This is a genomic window from Tessaracoccus lapidicaptus (assembly GCF_001693815.1).
Taxonomy (GTDB): domain Bacteria; phylum Actinomycetota; class Actinomycetes; order Propionibacteriales; family Propionibacteriaceae; genus Arachnia; species Arachnia lapidicapta.
In genome coordinates this window covers 46900-64767 of record NZ_MBQD01000011.1, presented here as the reverse complement: position 1 = coordinate 64767, position 17868 = coordinate 46900, and the positions used below count along the sequence as shown (strand labels likewise).

The window sequence follows — 17868 nt, the reverse complement described above, 5'->3', positions numbered from 1 at the left end:
CGCTAGGCGACGCCCCCGAACAGCGACGTCACGGAGCCGTCCAGGAAGACCGCGTTGATGGCCTTGGCGATCAGGGGTGCGATCGACAGCGTGGTGAGGTTGTTGATCGGCACGTCGGTGCGGGTCGGCAGGGTGTTGGTGACGATGATCTCGGAGAAGTTGGCCCCGTTGAGCCGCTCAGCCGCGGGGCCGGAGAAGATGGGGTGCGTGGCCGCGGCGATGACCTTGGACGCCCCGCGGTCGTGCAGCGCCTGGGCCGCCTGGGCGATGGTGCCCGCGGTGTCGATCATGTCGTCGACGAGGAGGCACACCTTGCCCTCGACGTCGCCCACGACCTCGTGCACGGCCACCGTGTTGGCCTTCTCGTGGTCGCGTCGCTTGTGGACGATCGCCAGCGGGGTGCCGAGCACGTCGGTCCACATGTCGGCGAGGCGGACGCGGCCGGCGTCCGGGGACACGACGCACATCTCGTTGGCGTCGTACTTCTCCTTGACGTAGTCCGAGAGGACCGGCAGGCCCCACAGGTGGTCGACGGGGCCGTCGAAGAAGCCCTGGATCTGCGCGGCGTGGAGGTCGACCGACATGATCCGGTTCGCGCCCGCCGCCTTGTACATGTCGGCGACGAGGCGGGCCGAGATGGGCTCGCGGCCGAGGTGCTTCTTGTCCTGGCGGGCGTAGGGGTAGAACGGCGCCACGACCGTGATCCGCTTGGCGGACGCGCGCTTGAGCGCGTCGACCATGATGAGCTGTTCCATCAGCCACTCGTTGACCGGCGCGGTGTGCGACTGGATGACGAAGGCGTCGCAGCCGCGCACCGACTCCTCGAAGCGCACGTAGATCTCGGAGTTGGCGTAGGTGAGGGCGCGCGTCGGCACGAGTTCCTCGTCCATGAGGGCGGCGACTTCCTGCGCGAGCTCCGGGAAGGCACGCCCGCTGAACAGCATGAGGTGCTTGGTGTTCTTGGCGGTATGGGACACAGCGATCAGGCCTTCTTCTTGGCTCGGGACTCCTCGACGGCGGGGTGGATCCCACCGTCGTGCTCGGCTGCCGCGGCGGCCGCCTTGGACTCGGGGCGGCGCTCGGCCATCCACCCGTCGATGTTGCGCTGCCGTCCGCGCGCGAGCGCGAGGCTGCCGGCCGGCACGTCGTCGGTGATGGTCGACCCGGCGCCCACCAGCGCTCCCGGGCCGATGTCGACGGGGGCGACGAGCACCGAGTTCGACCCCACGAACGCCCGCGCGCCGACGTGCGTCGTCGACTTGTAGACGCCGTCGTAGTTGGCGAAGATCGTGCCCGCGCCGATGTTGACGCCCTCGTCGATGACGGCGTCTCCGACGTAGGTGAGGTGCGGCACCTTCGAGCCGTCGGCGATGACCGCGTTCTTGGTCTCGACGAAGGTGCCGATCTTGCCGCCCTTGCCGAGCTCGGTGCCTGGGCGCAGGTAGGCGAACGGGCCGACGGTGGCCCCCTCCCCGATGACCGCGAAGGAGCCGTGGGTGCGGACGACCTCGGCGCCGGCGCCGACCTCGACGTCCATGAGGGTGGTGTCGGGGCCGATGATGGCGCCCTCGCCGATCGTCGTGGCGCCCTGGAGGATGACGCCGGGCAGCAGGACGACGTCGCGGGCGAGGTCCACGTCGACGTCGATCCACGTCGTGGCGGGGTCCACCATCGTGACGCCCGCGAGCATCCACGCGTCGCGGATGCGGCGGTTCATCTCGAGGTTCATGCGGGCCAGCTGCACCCGGTCGTTGACGCCTTCGGTCTGCCACACGTCGTCGATGAGGTGGGCCCCGCAGCGCCGGCTGCTCTCGTGCGCGAACCGCAGGACGTCGGTGAGGTACTGCTCGCCCTGCGCGTTGTCGGTGGTGAGCGAGGCGAGGCCCTCGCGGAGCGTGGCCGCGTCGAAGACGTAGATGCCGGAGTTGATCTCGTCGATCGACCGCTGGGCCTCGTCGGCGTCCTTGTGCTCGACGATCCCGGTCACGACGTCGCCGTCGCGCAGGATGCGGCCGTAGCCGGTGGGGTCCTCGACCCTCGCGGTGAGGACGGTGACGGCGTTGTGGTGCGCGCGGTGCACGGCGACGAGCTGACGCAGCGTGTCCCCCGTGAGCATCGGCACGTCGGCGTAGGTGACGACGACGTCGCCCTCCAGGTCGCCGAGCCCGTCGAGCCCGCACGCCACGGCGTGGCCGGTGCCGAGCTGGTCGTCCTGGACGGCGGTGCTCACCGTCTCGGAGAGCTGCTCGAGGTGTTCGACGACCTGCTCCCGCAGGTGACCCACGACCACGACCAGGTGCTCGGGGTTCAGCGCCGCCGCCGCGGAGACGGAGAAGCTGAGCATCGATTTGCCCGCCACCTCATGGAGCAGCTTGGACTTGTTGGACTTCATCCGGGTGCCGCCTCCCGCGGCGAGCACCACGACGGCCGCTACGGGCGCCAGATCGCTGTCAGAGTTGGACACGGGATATCTCTCCTTCGGTGCCGACCGAAACGCTCCGCTGCCGTGGAGCCGGACGAGCTACGGGCCTGGGGCCGCTCTCTCGCCGTCAAAATACCAGCCCGCGCCCCGTGGCCCGGACCTCACGCGATGAAAGCGTGTTCATCACCCTTGAAAGCGCTATCACGTCTGTGCTTGACTGGGGCGCCGCATCGAGAGAAGGACGACATCCGTGGGAACGCTGACCTGGGGCCACGACGCACTCGAGCTGACGTTCTCGACCGACGACGACGCGCCGGTCTCCCTGTTGTCGGCCGCCGCCCGCGACGCGCACGTGGCCGGCGGGGCACCCGTCGGCCTGGCGCAGGTGCTCACGGTGGATTCGGGACACGCGCCCGCCAGCGCAGGGCTCGGGCTGACCCGGCTGGGGTCGCTGCTGCGCTACGTCGACCATCAGGCGACCAGCGACGCCGGGTGGCACCGGCTCCTCGTGACGATGGAGGCCGACGGCCTGCGGGTCGACGCACGGATGGAGTCACCCGACGGCGTGGCCGCGGTCCGGTCACACCTCACGGTGACGGCCGTGGATCGCCCGGTGGTCCTGCGGTCCGTGGCCTCCTGGTCCGGGCCCCTCGGGGCGACCGACGACGGCGCGGGATGGTCGCTGGTGACCGCGGACAGCGACTGGCTGGCGGAGTCCCGCTGGCGGTCGCGGCAATTCCGGGACGGGCTGTTCCCCGACATCGCCGCGACGTTGACCGGACAGACCCCGCGCGGCGAGGTCTCGCTGGTGTCGACCGGAACGTGGTCCAGCGGGCGCCACGCCCCCGTCGCCGCCGCGGCCGGGCCGGGTGCGTGCTGGCTGTGGCAGGTCGAGCACAACGGCGCGTGGCGGATGGAGGTGCGCGAGCTGGCCGGGGACTTCGCCGTGGCCCTGAGCGGCCCCACCGACCTCGACCACGCGTGGACGCTGCCCCTGGCCGTCGGCGAGTCGTTCACGACCGTCCCGGTGACGCTGGCGCTGGCGGCCGATCTCGACGGCGCGGCGGCCGCCATGACCCGGTTCCGACGCGCCGCGCGCCGGCCACACCCCGACCACGACCGGCCCGCCGTGTGCTTCAACGACTACATGAACACGCTGGGCGGCGACCCGACCACCGAGAAGCTGCTGCCGTTGATCGACGCCGCGGCCGGCGTCGGCGCCGAGGTGTTCGTCGTGGACGCCGGCTGGTACGACGACTCGGGTCACTGGTGGGACGGGGTCGGCGAGTGGCGGCCGTCACACACCCGCTTCCCCGGCGGGCTGGGCGAGGTCCTCGACCGCATCCGCGCGCACGGCATGACGCCGGGGCTCTGGCTGGAGCCCGAGGTCGTCGGGGTGCGCAGTCCGGTCGCGGACCGGCTCCCGGATTCGGCATTCCTCCAGCGCGGCGGGCAGCGGATCGTCGAACACGACCGCTACCACCTGGACCTGAGGCACCCCGCGGCGCGCGGACACCTCGACGAGGTCGTCGACCGGCTCGTCAGCGAGTTCGGGGTCGGCTACTTCAAGCTCGATTACAACATCAACCCGGGCCCGGGCACTGACGTCGACGCGCCCAGCGTCGGCCACGGGCTGCTGGAGCACAACCGGGCCCACCTCGCGTGGCTCGACGGGGTCGCCGACCGGCATCCCGGCCTGATCCTGGAGAACTGCGGATCGGGCGCGATGCGGGCGGACTTCGCTCTGCTGTCGCGGCTGCAGCTGCAGTCCACCTCGGACCAGCAGGAGCCCCTGCTCTATCCGCCGATCGCGGCCGCGGCGCCGATGCAGATGCTGCCGGAACAGGCCGCGAACTGGGCCTACCCCCAGCCGGGCATGTCCGCGGAGGAGGCCGCCTTCTGCCTCGTGACCGGGCTGGTCGGGCGCTTCTACCTCTCCGGTCACCTCAACCGCATGACGCGGGCCGAGCTGGGGCTGGTCCGGGAGGCCGTGGGGGTCGCGCGGCTGCTCCGCGACGTGCTCCCGGAGGCGGTCCCCTCGTGGCCCCTGGGCCTGCCGGGGTGGACGGACCGGGTGGTCGCCGTCGCGCTCGCGACGGAACGGGAGACGATCCTGGCCGTGTGGCGCCGCGACGGGGCCGGGGACACGGCGCTCCCCCTCGCCGGGCTCCGCGGGCGCGGGTGCGCGGTCGAGCAGCTCTTCCCCGGAACGCTGGCGGCCTGGCAGACCCGGTGGGACCGGGAGGCCGGCGTCCTGACGGTCGGCGCCGGCGAGCCGAGGAGCGCCCGCCTCTTCCGGCTCACCCCGGAGGCCTGATGCGCCCCTCGGGTCCGGCGACCATGAAGGACGTCGCCGAGCGGGCTGGAGTGTCCGTCCCCACCGTGTCGCGCTTCCTGAGCGGCGCCGCACGGGTGAGCGAGGACAAGAGGCTGCGGATCGCCGCGGCCGTCGCGGACCTGGGCTTCACGCCGAATGCCGCGGCCCGGGCGCTCGTCGGCCGCCCGCCGCAGGTGGTGTCGGTGCTGACCGGGGACACGTCGCGCTATGGCTACGCGGAGACCATCCGGGGAGTGGAGGAGGCGGCGCGCGCGGCCGGCTTCGTCGTCACGATCACCGCGCTGGACAGCGCGGCCGACGAGGCCGTCGCCGGGGCGGTCGCCCTCGCGATGTCGCAGCCCATCGCGGGCGTCGTCGTGTTGAAGTTCGACGCCGCCGGGGCCGCGGCACTCGAGCGTCTGCCCGCGTGGCTGCCGACGGTCGCCCTGGCCGGGGCGCGGGAGCGGGGACGCGCGCAGGCGGTCATCCGCGAGGAGGACGGCGCTCGTCTCGTCGTCGAGCATCTCCTCGGCCTGGGGCATCCCACGGTGCACCACCTGCGCGTCCCCGCCCAGGGCGGCGAGCTCGGCCGCACGGCCGGCTGGCGGGCCGCCCTCCGCGCCGCGGGCCGCCCGGAGCCGGAGGTCCTGGAGACGACGTGGGAACCTGCCGCGGCACGGCGGATCGGTCACCTGCTCGCAGAGCGCCACGACGTGACCGCGCTGTTCTGCGGCAATGACGAGGTGGCGATGGGCGTGGCGGCCGGGCTCCGCGACCGGGGCGTCGCCGTCCCCCGCGACATCAGCCTGGTGGGCTTCGACGACCATCCGATCGCCGAGCTGTGGGATCCGGCCCTCACCACCGTGCGCCAGGACTTCGCCGAGCTGGGGCGTCGCGGCTGGCGCATGCTGGCCGGCCGCATCCAGGGATCCACCAGCACCCGCCTCGTCAGCCTCACCCCCGACGTCATCCTGCGCGCCAGCACGGCGCCACCGTCTGCCGGAAGGACCGCCCCATGACCGAGCAGCGCCTCGTCGTCGACTTCACCGCCCCCGTCGGCCCCTTCCGCGGCGGGGCCGCCGGGACGCTGTACGGGCTGGGCGACAACGGCGTGCCAACCCGAGCCGTCCTCAACGGCGCCCACGTGACGACGTCATCGCAGAAGGCGCCCGGGGGCGCGCAACACCCGAGCGGGGACGCGCTTGCCGTCGAGGGCGGCTTCTTCGCCAAGCACGGCCGCGACATGTACGTCTACCTGCAGGACCACTACCCCGACTGGCCCTATCACGGGGGCCGGCGGCCCGGCGACGATGCCGACGGCAGGTGGTCCTTCCTCGCGGTCGCCGAGCGGGTCGCGGAGTCGGTGGCGGCCGGCTCCGCCCGGCCGGGCGACTACGTGCTCATCCCCTTCAACGAGCCGGACGGGGGCAACTGGTACCCGGACTGGCCCGCGCAGTGCGAGCAGTTCCTCGCCGACTGGCGCGCCACCGTCCAGGTGCTGCGTGACGTCTGGGAGCGCCACGGGCTCGGCCGCCCCCGGATCGGCGGCCCCGGCGACATGAAGTGGCAGCCCCGGCGCACGGCCGATTTCCTCGAGTTCGCGGTGGCCCACGACTGCCTCCCCGACGTCGTCATCTGGCACGAGCTGGGGATCGAGAATCTGGGCACCTTCCGCGGCCACCTGGCCGAGTACCGCGCGCTGGAGGCCCGCCTCGGACTCGGGCCCCTAGAGGTGAACATCACCGAGTACGGCATGCTGCGCGACATGGCCGTCCCCGGCCAGCTCATCCAATGGTTCGCCCTGTTCGAGGACACCAAGGTCGACGCGCAGGTGGCGTACTGGAACTACGCCGGCAACCTCTCGGACAACTCCGCCCGCGCCCATGGCGCCAACGGCGGGTGGTGGCTGTGGAAGTGGTACGGCGACCTCGACGGTGCCACCACGGTCCGCGTCGCGCCACCGCTCGCTGACGTCCCGGACACGCTCCAGGCCATCGGCGCCGGCGACGCCACCAACCGCCGTGCGACGGTCCTGCTCGGCGGTGGCTCCGGCGAGGTCGTCCTCGAGCTGCGGGGCCTGGCCGAGGCGGGGCTGGCCGGAAGGGTCGATGTCGCGGTGCGCGAGGCGCGCCTCACGGGCGTCGACGGGCTGCATCCCGCGCCGCCAGTGGTCAGGGCGTGGCGTGGGCTCGCGGTCCATGACGGCGTGCCCCTCGAGCTGCGGCTCGCGTTGCCGGACCCCACCAGCGCCTGTCAGGTCCTCATCACCCCCGCCGTCGGTCAGGCGCTGCCGCCGGCCCGCTGGCGCGCCGACGTCGAGGCGGAGACGACTCGGCTCGACGACGCCACCGTGGCCGTCCAGGATCCGCGGGCGCGGGAGGGATGGCAGTTCCTGGCCTCCGGGTCCGCCCACGTCGTCGACTTCAGCGCTCCCTCGTCGGCCGCGACCTGGCAGACGGCCCTGCCCCACGACGGCCGGTACCGGCTCCAGTCCATCGGCACCGCGGCCGGCGAACCGGGGCAGCTGGCGGTGTTCGTCGACGGTGCGTCTGCCGGCCTCCTGCGTCATCCCGCGGGTCTCGCGCTGAACGAGACCTCACGGGGCCACTACCGGGGTAGCGCCGAGGTGGTGCTCACGCTCACCCGGGGCGAGCACGAGTTCTCGGTGCGCCCGAGCCTCGACGGCGTGACGCTCCTGCCCGGCGCGGAGATCACGCTGGACCGGTTCACGCTCATGGACGCCTCCGACGGAGACCTCGAGGTGCACCCCGCCGCGACGTTCCGGCTCGCGGACGGCGCGCGTCTCGAGTGGGCGCCGTCCCGCGGGGCCGCGGTCCTGGCCGACCGGGCCCGGGCCGACGCGTACGTCACCGCCTGGGAGACCGGCTATCACGAACTGATCCTCCGCACGACCCGCCCCGGCGGGGTCGTGGTGGCGCTGGACGGCTGCCCCGTCGGCATCGTCGACTGCGACGGCGATGCGCCCGGTCGTGCGGTCGTGCACCTGGTGGAGGGCGTGACGGAGGTGGAGCTGTCCGCGGCCGCCGGCGTCGCCGAGGTGATCTCGCTCGAGCTGCGCCGGGCCGCGTCGTACGACGCTGACCGCGTGGTCGTCGCGGCCGACGGGGACGCGCTGGAGGTGCCGCGGACGGGGACCATCGCCTCCCCCGGCCCCCACCACGTGGTCATCACGTACGCCAACGCCGACCTCGACGGCGAGCACGACTACAACCCGCAGGTCGTCGATCGGCACCTGGAGCTCAGTGAGGGCGAGCGGCCGGTGGGCCGGGCGGGGTGTCGGTACACCTACTCCTGGGCCAACGAGTGGGATCGGGCGCTGCCCGTCGTCCTCGAGACGGCGGACGATCCGCTGCGGCTCGTCCCGGTGGGCGGCCCATCGCCTGTGGTGAGTCGGATCGTCGTGGCCCCGCTGCGCTTGTCGGTCGATCCCCCGTCCGCGACACTGTGCGGATGAGTTCACGTAGCGATGCCGTCCCCGCTCCCGCGCCGACGCCGGCCTGGTATTCACTGCTCTGGGGCGCCGTCGGCGTCGCCTTCATCGTCGCGGTCGCGGGTTTCTGGGCCGCCGGGGAGGTCCTCGAGTCGGTGACGGATCGCGACGGCATCGCGATGTGGGACCGCCCCCTCCTCGACTGGATGATCGCCGCGCGGACGCCGGCCGCTGACGCGGCGATCGCGTGGTACTCGAACGCGGGCGGCCCGCTGTGGCAGCCCATCGTCACCGCAGCCGTCGTCGCGTTCCTCTGCTGGCGCTACCGCTCGGTGCGCCCGTTCGTGCTGACGCTCATCGCGGCGGGCGGCGCCCTGGCCATGACGGTGCTGGGCAAGCGGGCCGTGGGACGCATCCGGCCACCGTTCGAGCAGGCCATCCCGCCGCACGAGGTGTCCGCGAGCTTCCCGAGCGGGCACAGTCTCAACGCCCTCGTCATCGCCGGGATCCTGTGCTACCTGGTGCTGATCCACCTGGACGGGCGGCGCCCGCTCGCGCGGGTCGCGTGGGTGGCCTTCTTCACCGTGTACGCCCTCACCATGGGGCTCAGCAGGGTCTATCTGGGGCATCACTGGCTCACCGACGTCCTCGCGGCCTGGGTCCTCGGCCTGGCCTGGCTCGCGATGGTCATCGGCGTGCATCGCCTCTGGCACGCCATGCGGCCGCAACCGGACAGGGGCCCGGTCGAGTAGCGGACCCGGTCCAGTAGCATCACCCCTGGCCGCGCGCGCGGCCCGCACCATGGCCGGGAGGAGGCGACGTGACACCGTCGACACGCCGTCCCAACCTCGAGCAGGTCGCTGCAGCCGCCGGCGTCTCCAGGGCGACCGTCTCGCGCGTCGTCAACGGGGTCGCCACGGTCGACGCCGACCTGCGCACGCGCGTGGAGAAGGCGATCGCGGACCTGCGCTACGTTCCCAACCAGGCGGCCCGCACCCTGGTGACCCGACGCACGGACGCCGTGGCGCTCGTGGCCGCCGAGCCCGATCCCCGGGTCTTCGGCGACCCGTTCTTCTCCGCCATCGTGCGCGGCGTGAGCCAGGAGCTGCTTGACGCCGGCGTCCAGCTGACCCTGCTCATGGCGCAGTCCTATCCGGACCTCGACCGCATCGAGCGATACCTGCGCAGCGCGCCGCTCGACGGTGTGCTCCTCATCTCCGAGCACGCCGCCTACGACCCCATCCCCCTCGCGATGCACGACGCCGGGCTCCCCCTCGTGATCGGCGGGCGCCCGATCGACGACGGCCTGGGCGTGCCCTACGTCGACAACGACAACGTCGGCGGTGGGCGGATCGCCGCCGAGCATCTCCTGTCGAGGGGATGCCGAATGATCGCCACGGTCGCGGGCCCCGGCGACATGACCGCGGGCACGGACCGCCTCCGCGGATTCTCCGACGCGCTGGGCGCGAGCTTCGACGCGCGGCTCGTGGAGCACGGCGACTTCACCCAGCCGGGCGGAGAGATCGCGGCCGAACGCCTGCTGAGCCGCGCCCCCGACATCGACGGGATCTTCGCCGCGTCCGACCTCATGGCGCTGGGCGTCCTCCGGGCGCTCCGACGCGCCGGCCGCCGGGTCCGCGACGACGTGGCGGTGGTCGGCTTCGACGACATCCCGCTGGCCGCTGCTGCCGAGCCGCCCCTCACCACGGTGCGTCAGGACACCGTGCTGCAGGGCCGCGCGATGGCCCGCATGCTGCTCAGCGCCATTCGCCCCGACCGGCCGGCGCCGTCCGACGGCGGCCTCCCCGACCTCCGCGGCTTGGATCGCCTGGTCCTGCCCGTCGCTCTCGTCGAGCGCGAATCCGCCTGACCCTCTTGCCTCAGCGACACTTGTGTGGTTTTCTTCAGAGAGCGCTCTCTGGGAGCGCTCTCCCGGGCGAGGGCGCCCGGCGAGACCCTCACGAAAGGCCACCGCATGTCCGGACCGGGGTTCCGATCCCTCCCGAGAGCCGGGGGCGCCGCGCTGGCGTCCACACTGCTGCTCTCCCTCTTCACCGCTCCCGCCGCCATGGCGGAGGAGCTGCCCGTCGTCGACGACTTCGAGGCCCCGCTCGTCACCGGCGCCTCCACCGAGGCCGGCGTGCCCCTGGGGTTCTTCGTCGCCACTGACCCCAAGAGCACCACCACCTTCGAACGCACGACGACCGCGCCGGAGCCCGTTCCGGGGTCGGCCGACGGTAACCACGTGCTCAAGGGCGACTTCACCGTCGACTCCTTCGGCGTGATCATCCACGGGTTCGAGGACGCCGACGCGAAGCAGTGGGTCTCCCAGGACTGGAGCGCCTACGAGGGCCTGCAGTTCCAGCTCTACGGCCAGAACACCGGCACGAACCTCTTCATCGACGTCATCGACAACACCGCCCCCGGGACCACGACCGACACCGCCGAGCGCTTCAGCGCGGCCTTCGTCGACAACTTCACGGGCTGGAAGACGATCCAGCTGCCGTTCACCGACATGGCGCGCAAGGAGATCGGCAACGGCGCCCCCAACGACGGCTTCGGCCTCACCGAGGTCCACGGCTGGGCGTTCGGGACGCTCGCGACGAGCGGCACCCAGTCCTACTACCTCGACGACTTCACCCTCTACGGCGTCGCGCCGGAACGGCCCCTCACCGTCGGCTTCTCGGTCGCGGACACCCAGGTGGTCGAGGGGAAGACCGCGTCGGTCGAACTGAAGCTGAGCAAGCCATCGGCCGAGCCGGTCACCGTCGACTGGGCCACCACCACCGGCACCGCCACACCCGAGCGGGACTACACCCCCGCCTCCGGGACGGTGACCTTCGCACCCAACCAGACCCGCGCGACGATCGCCGTCGAGACGATCGATGACGACGCCTACCAGGGCGAGCGCGGCGTGGTGGTCGAGCTGAGCAATCCGGTGGGCGCCGACATGGGACGGCCCCCGCTGACGCGCGTCCTGGTGCTCGACGACGAGAGCCACGATCCGAGCCTCATCGACGGGTTCGAAGCCGGAGCGTACTTCTGGGACGCCGGCAAGCGCGCCACCGTCGACACCCGCGAGATCCCGGCCGGCGACCCGCTGGAGGTCCCCGGCCAGGACGCCTACGAGAACGTGCTTGAGGCCTCGCTCCCCACTTCGGGCAACACCGCCGTGCGCCGCGAGTTCCCCGCGGCCCAGGACTGGAGCAGCTCGGCCGGGCTCGAGTTCCTCTACTACGGACAGGGCACGGGCAAGAAGGTCAGCGTCGGCATCGAGAACGACGCCGCGCAGGTCGGCTACGCCGATCCCGCGACCTGGGAGCTCGCCTGGGCCGACGAGTTCGACACCCCGGCTGGCACCGCGCCGAACCCCGACATCTGGACCCCTGAGATCGGCGACGGCACGATCATCGGCAAGCCGGGCTGGGGCAACGACGAGCTGCAGTACTACACCGACAGCACGGACAACGTGGCCACCGACGGCGAGGGCAACCTGGTCATCACGACCCGCGAGACCGACCCCGAGACGGCGCAGCAGTGCTACTACGGTCCCTGCCTCTACACCTCTGCCCGCCTGGTGACCCAGGACAAGGCCGAGTTCCAGTACGGGCGCATCGAGTCGCGCGCGCAGGTGCCCTCCGGTTCGGGCCTGTGGCCCGCGGTGTGGGCGCTCGGCAGCGACATCAACCGCAACCCCTGGCCGGCGTCGGGTGAGATCGACATCATGGAGAACGTGGGCCGCAACCCGAACACGGTGTTCGGCACCATCCACGGACCGGGCTACTCGGGTGGCCAGTCCTTCGGCGGCACGTACGACTTCGACGTCCCCGTCGCCGACGACTTCCACACCTTCGCCGTCGAATGGGCACCGGGAGAGATCACCTGGACGGTGGACGGCATCGAGTTCCACGATGCTGCCCCCGCTGATGTGGATCCCAACCAGTGGGTCTTCGAGCACCCGTTCTTCCTCATCATGAACACCGCGGTCGGCGGCAACTTCGGCGGCACAGTCGGCGAGAACACGACGTTCCCGCAGACGCTGAAGGTCGACTACGTCCGCGTCTACCAGCCGGCGACCCGTCCGGTGACGTTCACCTCCACCTTCCGCGACGACGTCGCCGGATGGCGCACGGTGAACCTTCCGTTCAGCTCCTTCCTCAATGAGGACGGCGCCACGCTCGACCTCACCGACGTCCGGGCCATCTCGCTGAGCGCCCAGACCAAGCGCGGCGAGTCCGTCCTCGTCGACGACCTGCGCCTGGCCTGCTCCTCCACCATGGAGGTCACCACCGACGCGGACAGCGGTCCGGGATCCCTGCGCTCCGCGCTGGGCGCGGTGTGCGCCGACGGGACGGTCACCTTCGCCGAGGACCTGGCGGGCGCCACGATCCTGAGCGGCTCCGAGCTCACGCTGGGCAAGGACGTCACGATCGACGCGTCGGCGGCGCCCGGCGTGGCCGTCAGCGGCCAGGACGCAAGGCGCGCGCTCGTCGTCAACACGGGTGTGACCGCCACCGTCACCGGGCTGACGCTGCGCGACGGCTACGGGTTTGACCTGGCCGGCGGCGTGCTCAACAACGGGCACCTGACGCTGGACCACGTCGTGGTCGCCGACAACACGGTCACCACCGGCGCCGTCGAGTTCTGGAAGGGCGGCGCCGGGATCTACAACGGCGACGGCGCCACGCTGGTTCTGCGCGACAGCACGGTCCGCGACAACTCTGTCACGGGCGGGGCCGGCGGCGGGGTGTACGGGTTCTTCAACTCGACCGTCACCATCGAGCGCTCGACCATCAGCGGCAACTCCGCCAACGACGTCGGCGGGGGCATCCGGTCGCTCGGGAACACCACGATCGTCAACAGCACGATCAGCGGCAACACCTCCACGGGCTGGCACGGTGGCGGCGTGTTCCACACCGACGGCGAGATGACCATCTCGGCGTCGACCGTCACCGGCAACACTGCACCCGGCGGCACCGCGGGCGGGCTGTTCCTCGGCTCGTTCGGTGCGCCGAACGGAAGCGCCTCGCTGCAGGGATCGATCGTCTCAGGGAACTCCGGCGACGAGTGCATCGTCTTCTACGGGGGCGCGTTCGCGATGGAGTCGCTCGGCGCCAACGTTCTGGGCGACGCCACCTGTGGCGCGGCGGCATCCACGGATGTGGTCGTCGACGACGCCCTGCTCGGCCCGCTGGCCGACAACGGAGGGCCGACGCTGACCCACGCCCTGTTGCCCGGCAGCCCCGCCCTCGACGCGGGCGATGCGTCCGGCCCTGACACGGACCAGCGCGGCGTCGCCCGTCCGCAGGGTGCGGGCCCCGACGCCGGGTCGTTCGAGCTGGAGGTGGCGTGAGCTGATCCTCGGGTGAGATGAGCCTGGCCGGCCCGCGTGGAGTTCTGTCTCCCCGCGGGCCGGTCAGATTGGCCGTCACCAGCCCATGGAGCCAGGCACGCCCTTGAAGGGGCCGGCGACCGCGGAGGTGATCCACCCGCCGTAGAACCCTCCGGGCTGGGGGGTCACCCTCTCTCCGCCGACGAGGCATGCGTCCATCGGCCCGGCGTACAGGGCCACATGGTCGAGCAGCGCCGCGAAAGGGTCCGTCGGCGCCGGGTAGTACCAGGCGGCCGAGGGCACCGTGCGTCCGCCGCCGTGCACGTCGAGATACCGCGCCGCGCCCTTCCACTCGCAGAACGAGCGACCCTCCGCCGGCCGCAGGGCTCCAGGGACGAAAGCAGAGCGGGGCAGGTAGTACGTCGGTGGATGGCTCGTCTCCAGGACCTGCCAGGAGTGGGACGTGCGGCAGATGACCTCGCCGCCGAGGATCACCTCGATCGGCAGGCTGCATGTGCGGAGCGCGGGCGGGCGCGGGTAATCCCACACCGACTCCTGCCCGGGGCCGGTCGGGTCGGGCCGTGGTCTGAGCGCCATGCCTCGACGATAGCTCGGGCGCTCAGACCACCCCCGGGGGTTGGGTCAGTCCCAGCCGGGATCGGCCGGGCCGTCGCCGTGGTCCGGGATGGGAAGCCGTGCACCGCCCTGCCGTGCGGACTCGAAGGCGATCACGCCGGGCAGCGTAAATCGGGCCGCCCGCCACGCGTTGACCGGCGGCTGGGTGCGGGTCGTGACGGCGCGCACGAAGTCGTCGGCCAGGTAGTGGTGGCTGCCCTCGTGGCCGTTGTGGGCGCCGTCGAACTCACGCGGGAGGCGGGAGCGGTCCTGGACCTTGGCGCTGCCGGAAGCGAAGCTCTGCATCAGGGCGGGGTCGACGTCGCCGAAGCCCTCCGGCAGCTCGCCGGGCCCGGTGGCGAGGAGGTCGCTCACGTCGAGGGTGTCGCCCTTGGCGTAGTCCTCCCCCTCAGTCTTGACGCTCAGCGTCGCACCGTTTCCGGACTGCTCGAAGACCTCCTCGGTGCCGTAGAAGCGGAACCGCGACTCGTGTCCCTTCCAGTAGCCCACGCGGCGGAACTCGTTGGTGCGCATCGCGCCGCCGTCGGCGAGCTCGAACAGTGCGGTCATGTTCGAGAAGTCGTTGCCCCACCGCGACAGCGTCGCGTCGAAGATGCCGTCGGTCCCGGTGTCGACGATGCCCAGGCACGACACGGACGTCGCGTAAGTCGGCAGCGCCCCGAGTACCCCGCCGATGGCGTGGGTGGGGTAGAGCATGGGCGGGTAGCTGGCGGTCGACTTCCAGTCCTCCCCGCCGCTGAACCGGTAGGCGGCGGAGAAGCCGTTGTCCATGTCGTGGACGTAGTCGCCCTCGGAGTAGAAGACGCGGCCGAAGCGGCCCTCGGCGATCCTCGTGCGGGCGTAGATCACCGCAGGGTTGTAGTAGCTGGTCTCCCCCATCATGTAGATGAGGCCCGTCTCTTCGACCTTGGCCACGATGGCCGCGATCTCCTCCGCGGTGATCGCCATGGGGACAGCGGAGTACACGTGTTTGCCGGCCTCAAGTGCCCTGAGGGCCAGCTCGCCGTGGGTCCAGCGCTGGGTCATGATGGCGACCGAGTCGACGTCCGAGGCCAGCAGTGCGTCAACGTCGGGGAAGCTGCCCGCCAGGTCGTACTGCTCGACGTGCTGCGCGGCCCGCTCCGCGACGAGGTCGGTCACATACACGGCCTCGACCGCAGGATGGAGCTGCCACAGGGCGATGAAGCTGCGCGCGAACTGGCCGGTTCCGATGACCCCGATCTTCACGTCTCTCACACCCCCGTCGCGACGGCCACATCGACCATCACCAGGGTCATCCGGCACGCGGTGTCGGCGACCAGGGCGTGGGCCGCGCCTGGCGCGAGGTAGATGATGTCGCCGTCCCCCATCAGGTGCTCGTCTCCGTCGACGGTGAACCGCATCCGGCCGCTGACGAGTTGAACGACCACCGCCCGCGGCGAGGTGTGCTCGGTCAGCATCTCGCCCGCATCGAAGGTGAACTGGACCACGCGCATGAGGTCGTTGTTGACCAGCACGCGCGAGGTCGTCGACTCGCGAACCACAGGCAGCGCGGTGGCCAGGTCCAGGTGGGCGGTGGATTCAGTGATGGGAGTAAGTGTCGCCATGCACCGAGCCTAGAGGGCCTCGTCCCGGCATTTCTGCCCACGCAGAGGTCCGGCCAAAGAAGCGCTCACGTAACAGACATCGAGCGTGCCGGCGCTGAGCGGCAGGATCCCCCAGGCCAGTAGCGCGAGGCTGCCCGGTTTTCCTCTCCGGACCAGCCCCGCGGCGATGAAGGCCACCCCGGCCACCGTGCGGAAGACGCGCCCCGCCGGACTGTTGATCCACCGGCCGAACGACGAGCGGTTGAAGGAAGTCGCAATGGCGCTCATCTCCGCATCGTAGGCTCCCAGCGGCGACCGTCACGCTCATCACAAAGACTGCTGGGGCCGGGCGTACCGAGAGTTAGGGTCGGGTCATGACCGAATCACACGACGACCACCAGACCGAGGGCCGCGAAGCGCTCCTCCCCGAGGAGTTGGCTGCGGGCAGCGACGACCCCGAGGCTCAGGCGCGCGCCATTCTGGAGGAGTCCGAGGATCGCACCCTCCACCCCGAGGAGACCCGTCGCGAGTCCACGCAGACGCCGGACTGACTTCGGCTCCCCGGGCAGGAGTCGAACCTGCTGCGCTAATCCTGATTCAAAGTCAGGCGGGCCCTACCGAAAGACCAACCGGGGAACGGCCCGAGGGCCTCGCCCGAGTCTATACAGCCCACCCGCGCCCAGCCACCCGCGGGCACGCACCGACGGCCCGCTCACCGGTCTTCGGTGGCGGGCTCGGCCATGGGCGGGAATCAGTTGAGGGGATAGGTCCCGTGGGGGGTGACGCGGTAGCGATAACCCAACGGACTTCGCCAGATCAGGCACCCCGGAGCGGGCTGGTCATACCACCAGTGCCCAGCAGTCTTCGCGCGGTGGGTCCGGGTGCGCAGCGGCGCCAGGTTTCCGATGCGGCTCTGCCGTGGCGGCCCCGTCCGGAACGCGCGCGTGTGGTCCTGCTCCAGAGCCCTCGACGCCGTCTCGGAATAGGGGAACGCCTCCGTCGGGAACAGCTGAATCACGGCCTCCCGTAGCCTCGCCGACGGCCGGTACGGGTCCTCGGCCGGGATCTCGGGCAGGTCGATCACCGGCCGCACCGCCACTTTCCTGTCCCCGAGCAGGTCCTTGAGGGTCTCCATCGTGAGCCACCCGGCCCGCTCCACGCGCGCGCCGCCGGCGAGGCCCTCGACGGCGGTGGCCGGGATGTGAACGACGACGTCCGTGGCGGGCCTCAGCTGGGTCAGCGGCACGGTGATCGTGCCGCACACGTGGCCCGCGCAGTCGGCCGGATGCGGCCGTCGCTCGCCGTCCATGGGATCAGGTTCCGGCTCATCCCCATGGATGGGCGACCGCCCTGGGGCCCGCTCCTCGATGAGGCGGGGTTGCATGGCCGCCCGCTGCTGCAGGGCCAAGGCGTAGGCCGGGTTGGCGAGCACGCCGAGCGCCTTGGCGCGGACCTGGTCCGCATCGCAGCCGGCGGCCGCACCGTCGTCGACGAGCAGCCCACTGATCTGGGACACGGCCGCCTCGAGGTACTTCGCATCCAGGACGTCTAGTTGCGCCGAGACCTGCATCGATCCCTCGCGGTACCGCGAGATCGACACGTACCTGCCGTTGAGGGTCCGCCGCTCGCGCTCCGCAGCGATCTCGGGAGCGGCCTCGATGATGAGCCGGTCCATCAGATTCATGGCCGCGCCCCAGCTCAGCCGGTGTTGGGCGGCGGCCCACCGGACGCCGACCTCGTCGGCCACGTCCGGCGGCAGGCTCTCGCAGCGTGCCGCGGCCGCGGCCGCCCGATGCGGATCCAGTTCCACCTGCTGGACCGCCGTCCATAACCGGGGATGCCGATACCTGAGATTCAGGGCGCGACCGATCAGGGACGTCGCCTGCCGGGACGTGCAGCCGAGGAGTGCGGCCAGTTCGAGGGACAACCACTCCGACACCAGCGGGCAGCCGTCTCCGCCGACCGGCTCGTCCTGCTCATAGAGCGCGTCGTGGGCGTCCGACTCCGTCTCGAGGTGATAGCCGCACGCCAACTGCGTGATCAGCCGCAACTCCTCCGCCTCCGCACGACGCCGGGCGAGCCGCGCCGCCCGCAGACCATCGGCGAGGTGCCGAGCCCGTTCCACATCCATGACCCCATAATAGA

The 17868-nt window shown here is 71.5% G+C and carries 14 protein-coding genes and 1 tRNA gene; 7 read left to right on the top strand and 8 right to left on the bottom strand.

What is annotated here, in order from left to right; genetic code table 11:
* Positions 1–2: 2 nt before the first annotated feature.
* Entirely contained in the window at positions 3–977 is a 975-nt protein-coding gene (locus BCR15_RS03580; protein ID WP_068750518.1) for a ribose-phosphate diphosphokinase, read from the bottom strand.
* A 5-nt stretch (positions 978–982) separates the two neighbouring features.
* Positions 983–2464, bottom strand: a complete 1482-nt coding sequence (gene glmU / locus BCR15_RS03575; RefSeq protein WP_068750516.1) for a bifunctional UDP-N-acetylglucosamine diphosphorylase/glucosamine-1-phosphate N-acetyltransferase GlmU — start codon at positions 2462–2464, stop codon at positions 983–985.
* A 208-nt stretch (positions 2465–2672) separates the two neighbouring features.
* Between glmU and BCR15_RS03570 the strand changes: the two genes are divergently transcribed.
* The 6 genes from BCR15_RS03570 to BCR15_RS03545 all read left to right on the top strand — a co-directional run bounded on the left by BCR15_RS03570 (position 2673) and on the right by BCR15_RS03545 (position 13543).
* Positions 2673–4739 carry a glycoside hydrolase family 36 protein gene (locus tag BCR15_RS03570; protein ID WP_068750514.1) on the top strand — a complete coding sequence of 689 codons (2067 nt, stop codon included), beginning with the start codon at positions 2673–2675 and terminating at the stop codon, positions 4737–4739.
* A complete protein-coding gene (locus BCR15_RS03565) occupies positions 4739–5758 on the top strand; it encodes a LacI family DNA-binding transcriptional regulator (RefSeq protein ID WP_068750512.1) in 1020 nt (339 codons plus the stop codon). Before BCR15_RS03570 ends, BCR15_RS03565 begins: the two co-directional genes overlap by 1 nt.
* Positions 5755–8214, top strand: coding sequence for a hypothetical protein (locus BCR15_RS03560; protein ID WP_068750510.1), 2460 nt, complete (start codon positions 5755–5757; stop codon positions 8212–8214). The genes BCR15_RS03565 and BCR15_RS03560 overlap by 4 nt, the downstream gene beginning before the upstream one ends.
* Positions 8211–8942 carry a phosphatase PAP2 family protein gene (locus BCR15_RS03555; protein ID WP_068750509.1) on the top strand — a complete coding sequence of 244 codons (732 nt, stop codon included), beginning with the start codon at positions 8211–8213 and terminating at the stop codon, positions 8940–8942. The genes BCR15_RS03560 and BCR15_RS03555 overlap by 4 nt, the downstream gene beginning before the upstream one ends.
* 68 nt (positions 8943–9010) lie before the next feature.
* On the top strand, positions 9011–10060 hold the full coding sequence (locus BCR15_RS03550; RefSeq protein ID WP_068750507.1) for a LacI family DNA-binding transcriptional regulator: 1050 nt from the start codon (positions 9011–9013) through the stop codon (positions 10058–10060).
* A gap of 105 nt (positions 10061–10165) precedes the next feature.
* Positions 10166–13543: a choice-of-anchor Q domain-containing protein gene (locus tag BCR15_RS03545; protein ID WP_068750505.1), complete on the top strand. Its 3378-nt coding sequence runs from the start codon at positions 10166–10168 to the stop codon at positions 13541–13543.
* Between the two features lie 75 nt (positions 13544–13618).
* Here BCR15_RS03545 and BCR15_RS03540 read toward each other — a convergent pair whose 3' ends face one another.
* From BCR15_RS03540 to BCR15_RS03525, 4 genes are read right to left on the bottom strand one after another with little or no spacing between them, the layout of a single operon-like run.
* Positions 13619–14119, bottom strand: a complete 501-nt coding sequence (locus BCR15_RS03540) for a DUF427 domain-containing protein (protein ID WP_068750503.1) — start codon at positions 14117–14119, stop codon at positions 13619–13621.
* Between the two features lie 45 nt (positions 14120–14164).
* Positions 14165–15385: a Gfo/Idh/MocA family protein gene (locus BCR15_RS03535; protein ID WP_068750501.1), complete on the bottom strand. Its 1221-nt coding sequence runs from the start codon at positions 15383–15385 to the stop codon at positions 14165–14167.
* A gap of 5 nt (positions 15386–15390) precedes the next feature.
* Entirely contained in the window at positions 15391–15744 is a 354-nt protein-coding gene (locus BCR15_RS03530) for a cupin domain-containing protein (protein ID WP_068750499.1), read from the bottom strand.
* 9 nt (positions 15745–15753) lie between these two features.
* Positions 15754–16011 (bottom strand): hypothetical protein, encoded by a 258-nt coding sequence (locus BCR15_RS03525; protein ID WP_068750497.1) that lies wholly within the window; start codon positions 16009–16011, stop codon positions 15754–15756.
* An 86-nt stretch (positions 16012–16097) separates the two neighbouring features.
* Here BCR15_RS03525 and BCR15_RS14890 point away from each other — a divergent pair, with 86 nt between their 5' ends.
* Positions 16098–16274 (top strand): hypothetical protein, encoded by a 177-nt coding sequence (locus BCR15_RS14890; RefSeq protein ID WP_176715181.1) that lies wholly within the window; start codon positions 16098–16100, stop codon positions 16272–16274.
* A gap of 6 nt (positions 16275–16280) precedes the next feature.
* Here BCR15_RS14890 and BCR15_RS14885 read toward each other — a convergent pair.
* Both BCR15_RS14885 and BCR15_RS03520 read right to left on the bottom strand, forming a co-directional pair.
* Positions 16281–16359 (bottom strand) — tRNA-Gln (locus tag BCR15_RS14885).
* A 115-nt stretch (positions 16360–16474) separates the two neighbouring features.
* A complete protein-coding gene (locus BCR15_RS03520; protein ID WP_068750495.1) occupies positions 16475–17854 on the bottom strand; it encodes a 13E12 repeat family protein in 1380 nt (459 codons plus the stop codon).
* Between the last annotated feature and the right edge of the window lie 14 nt (positions 17855–17868).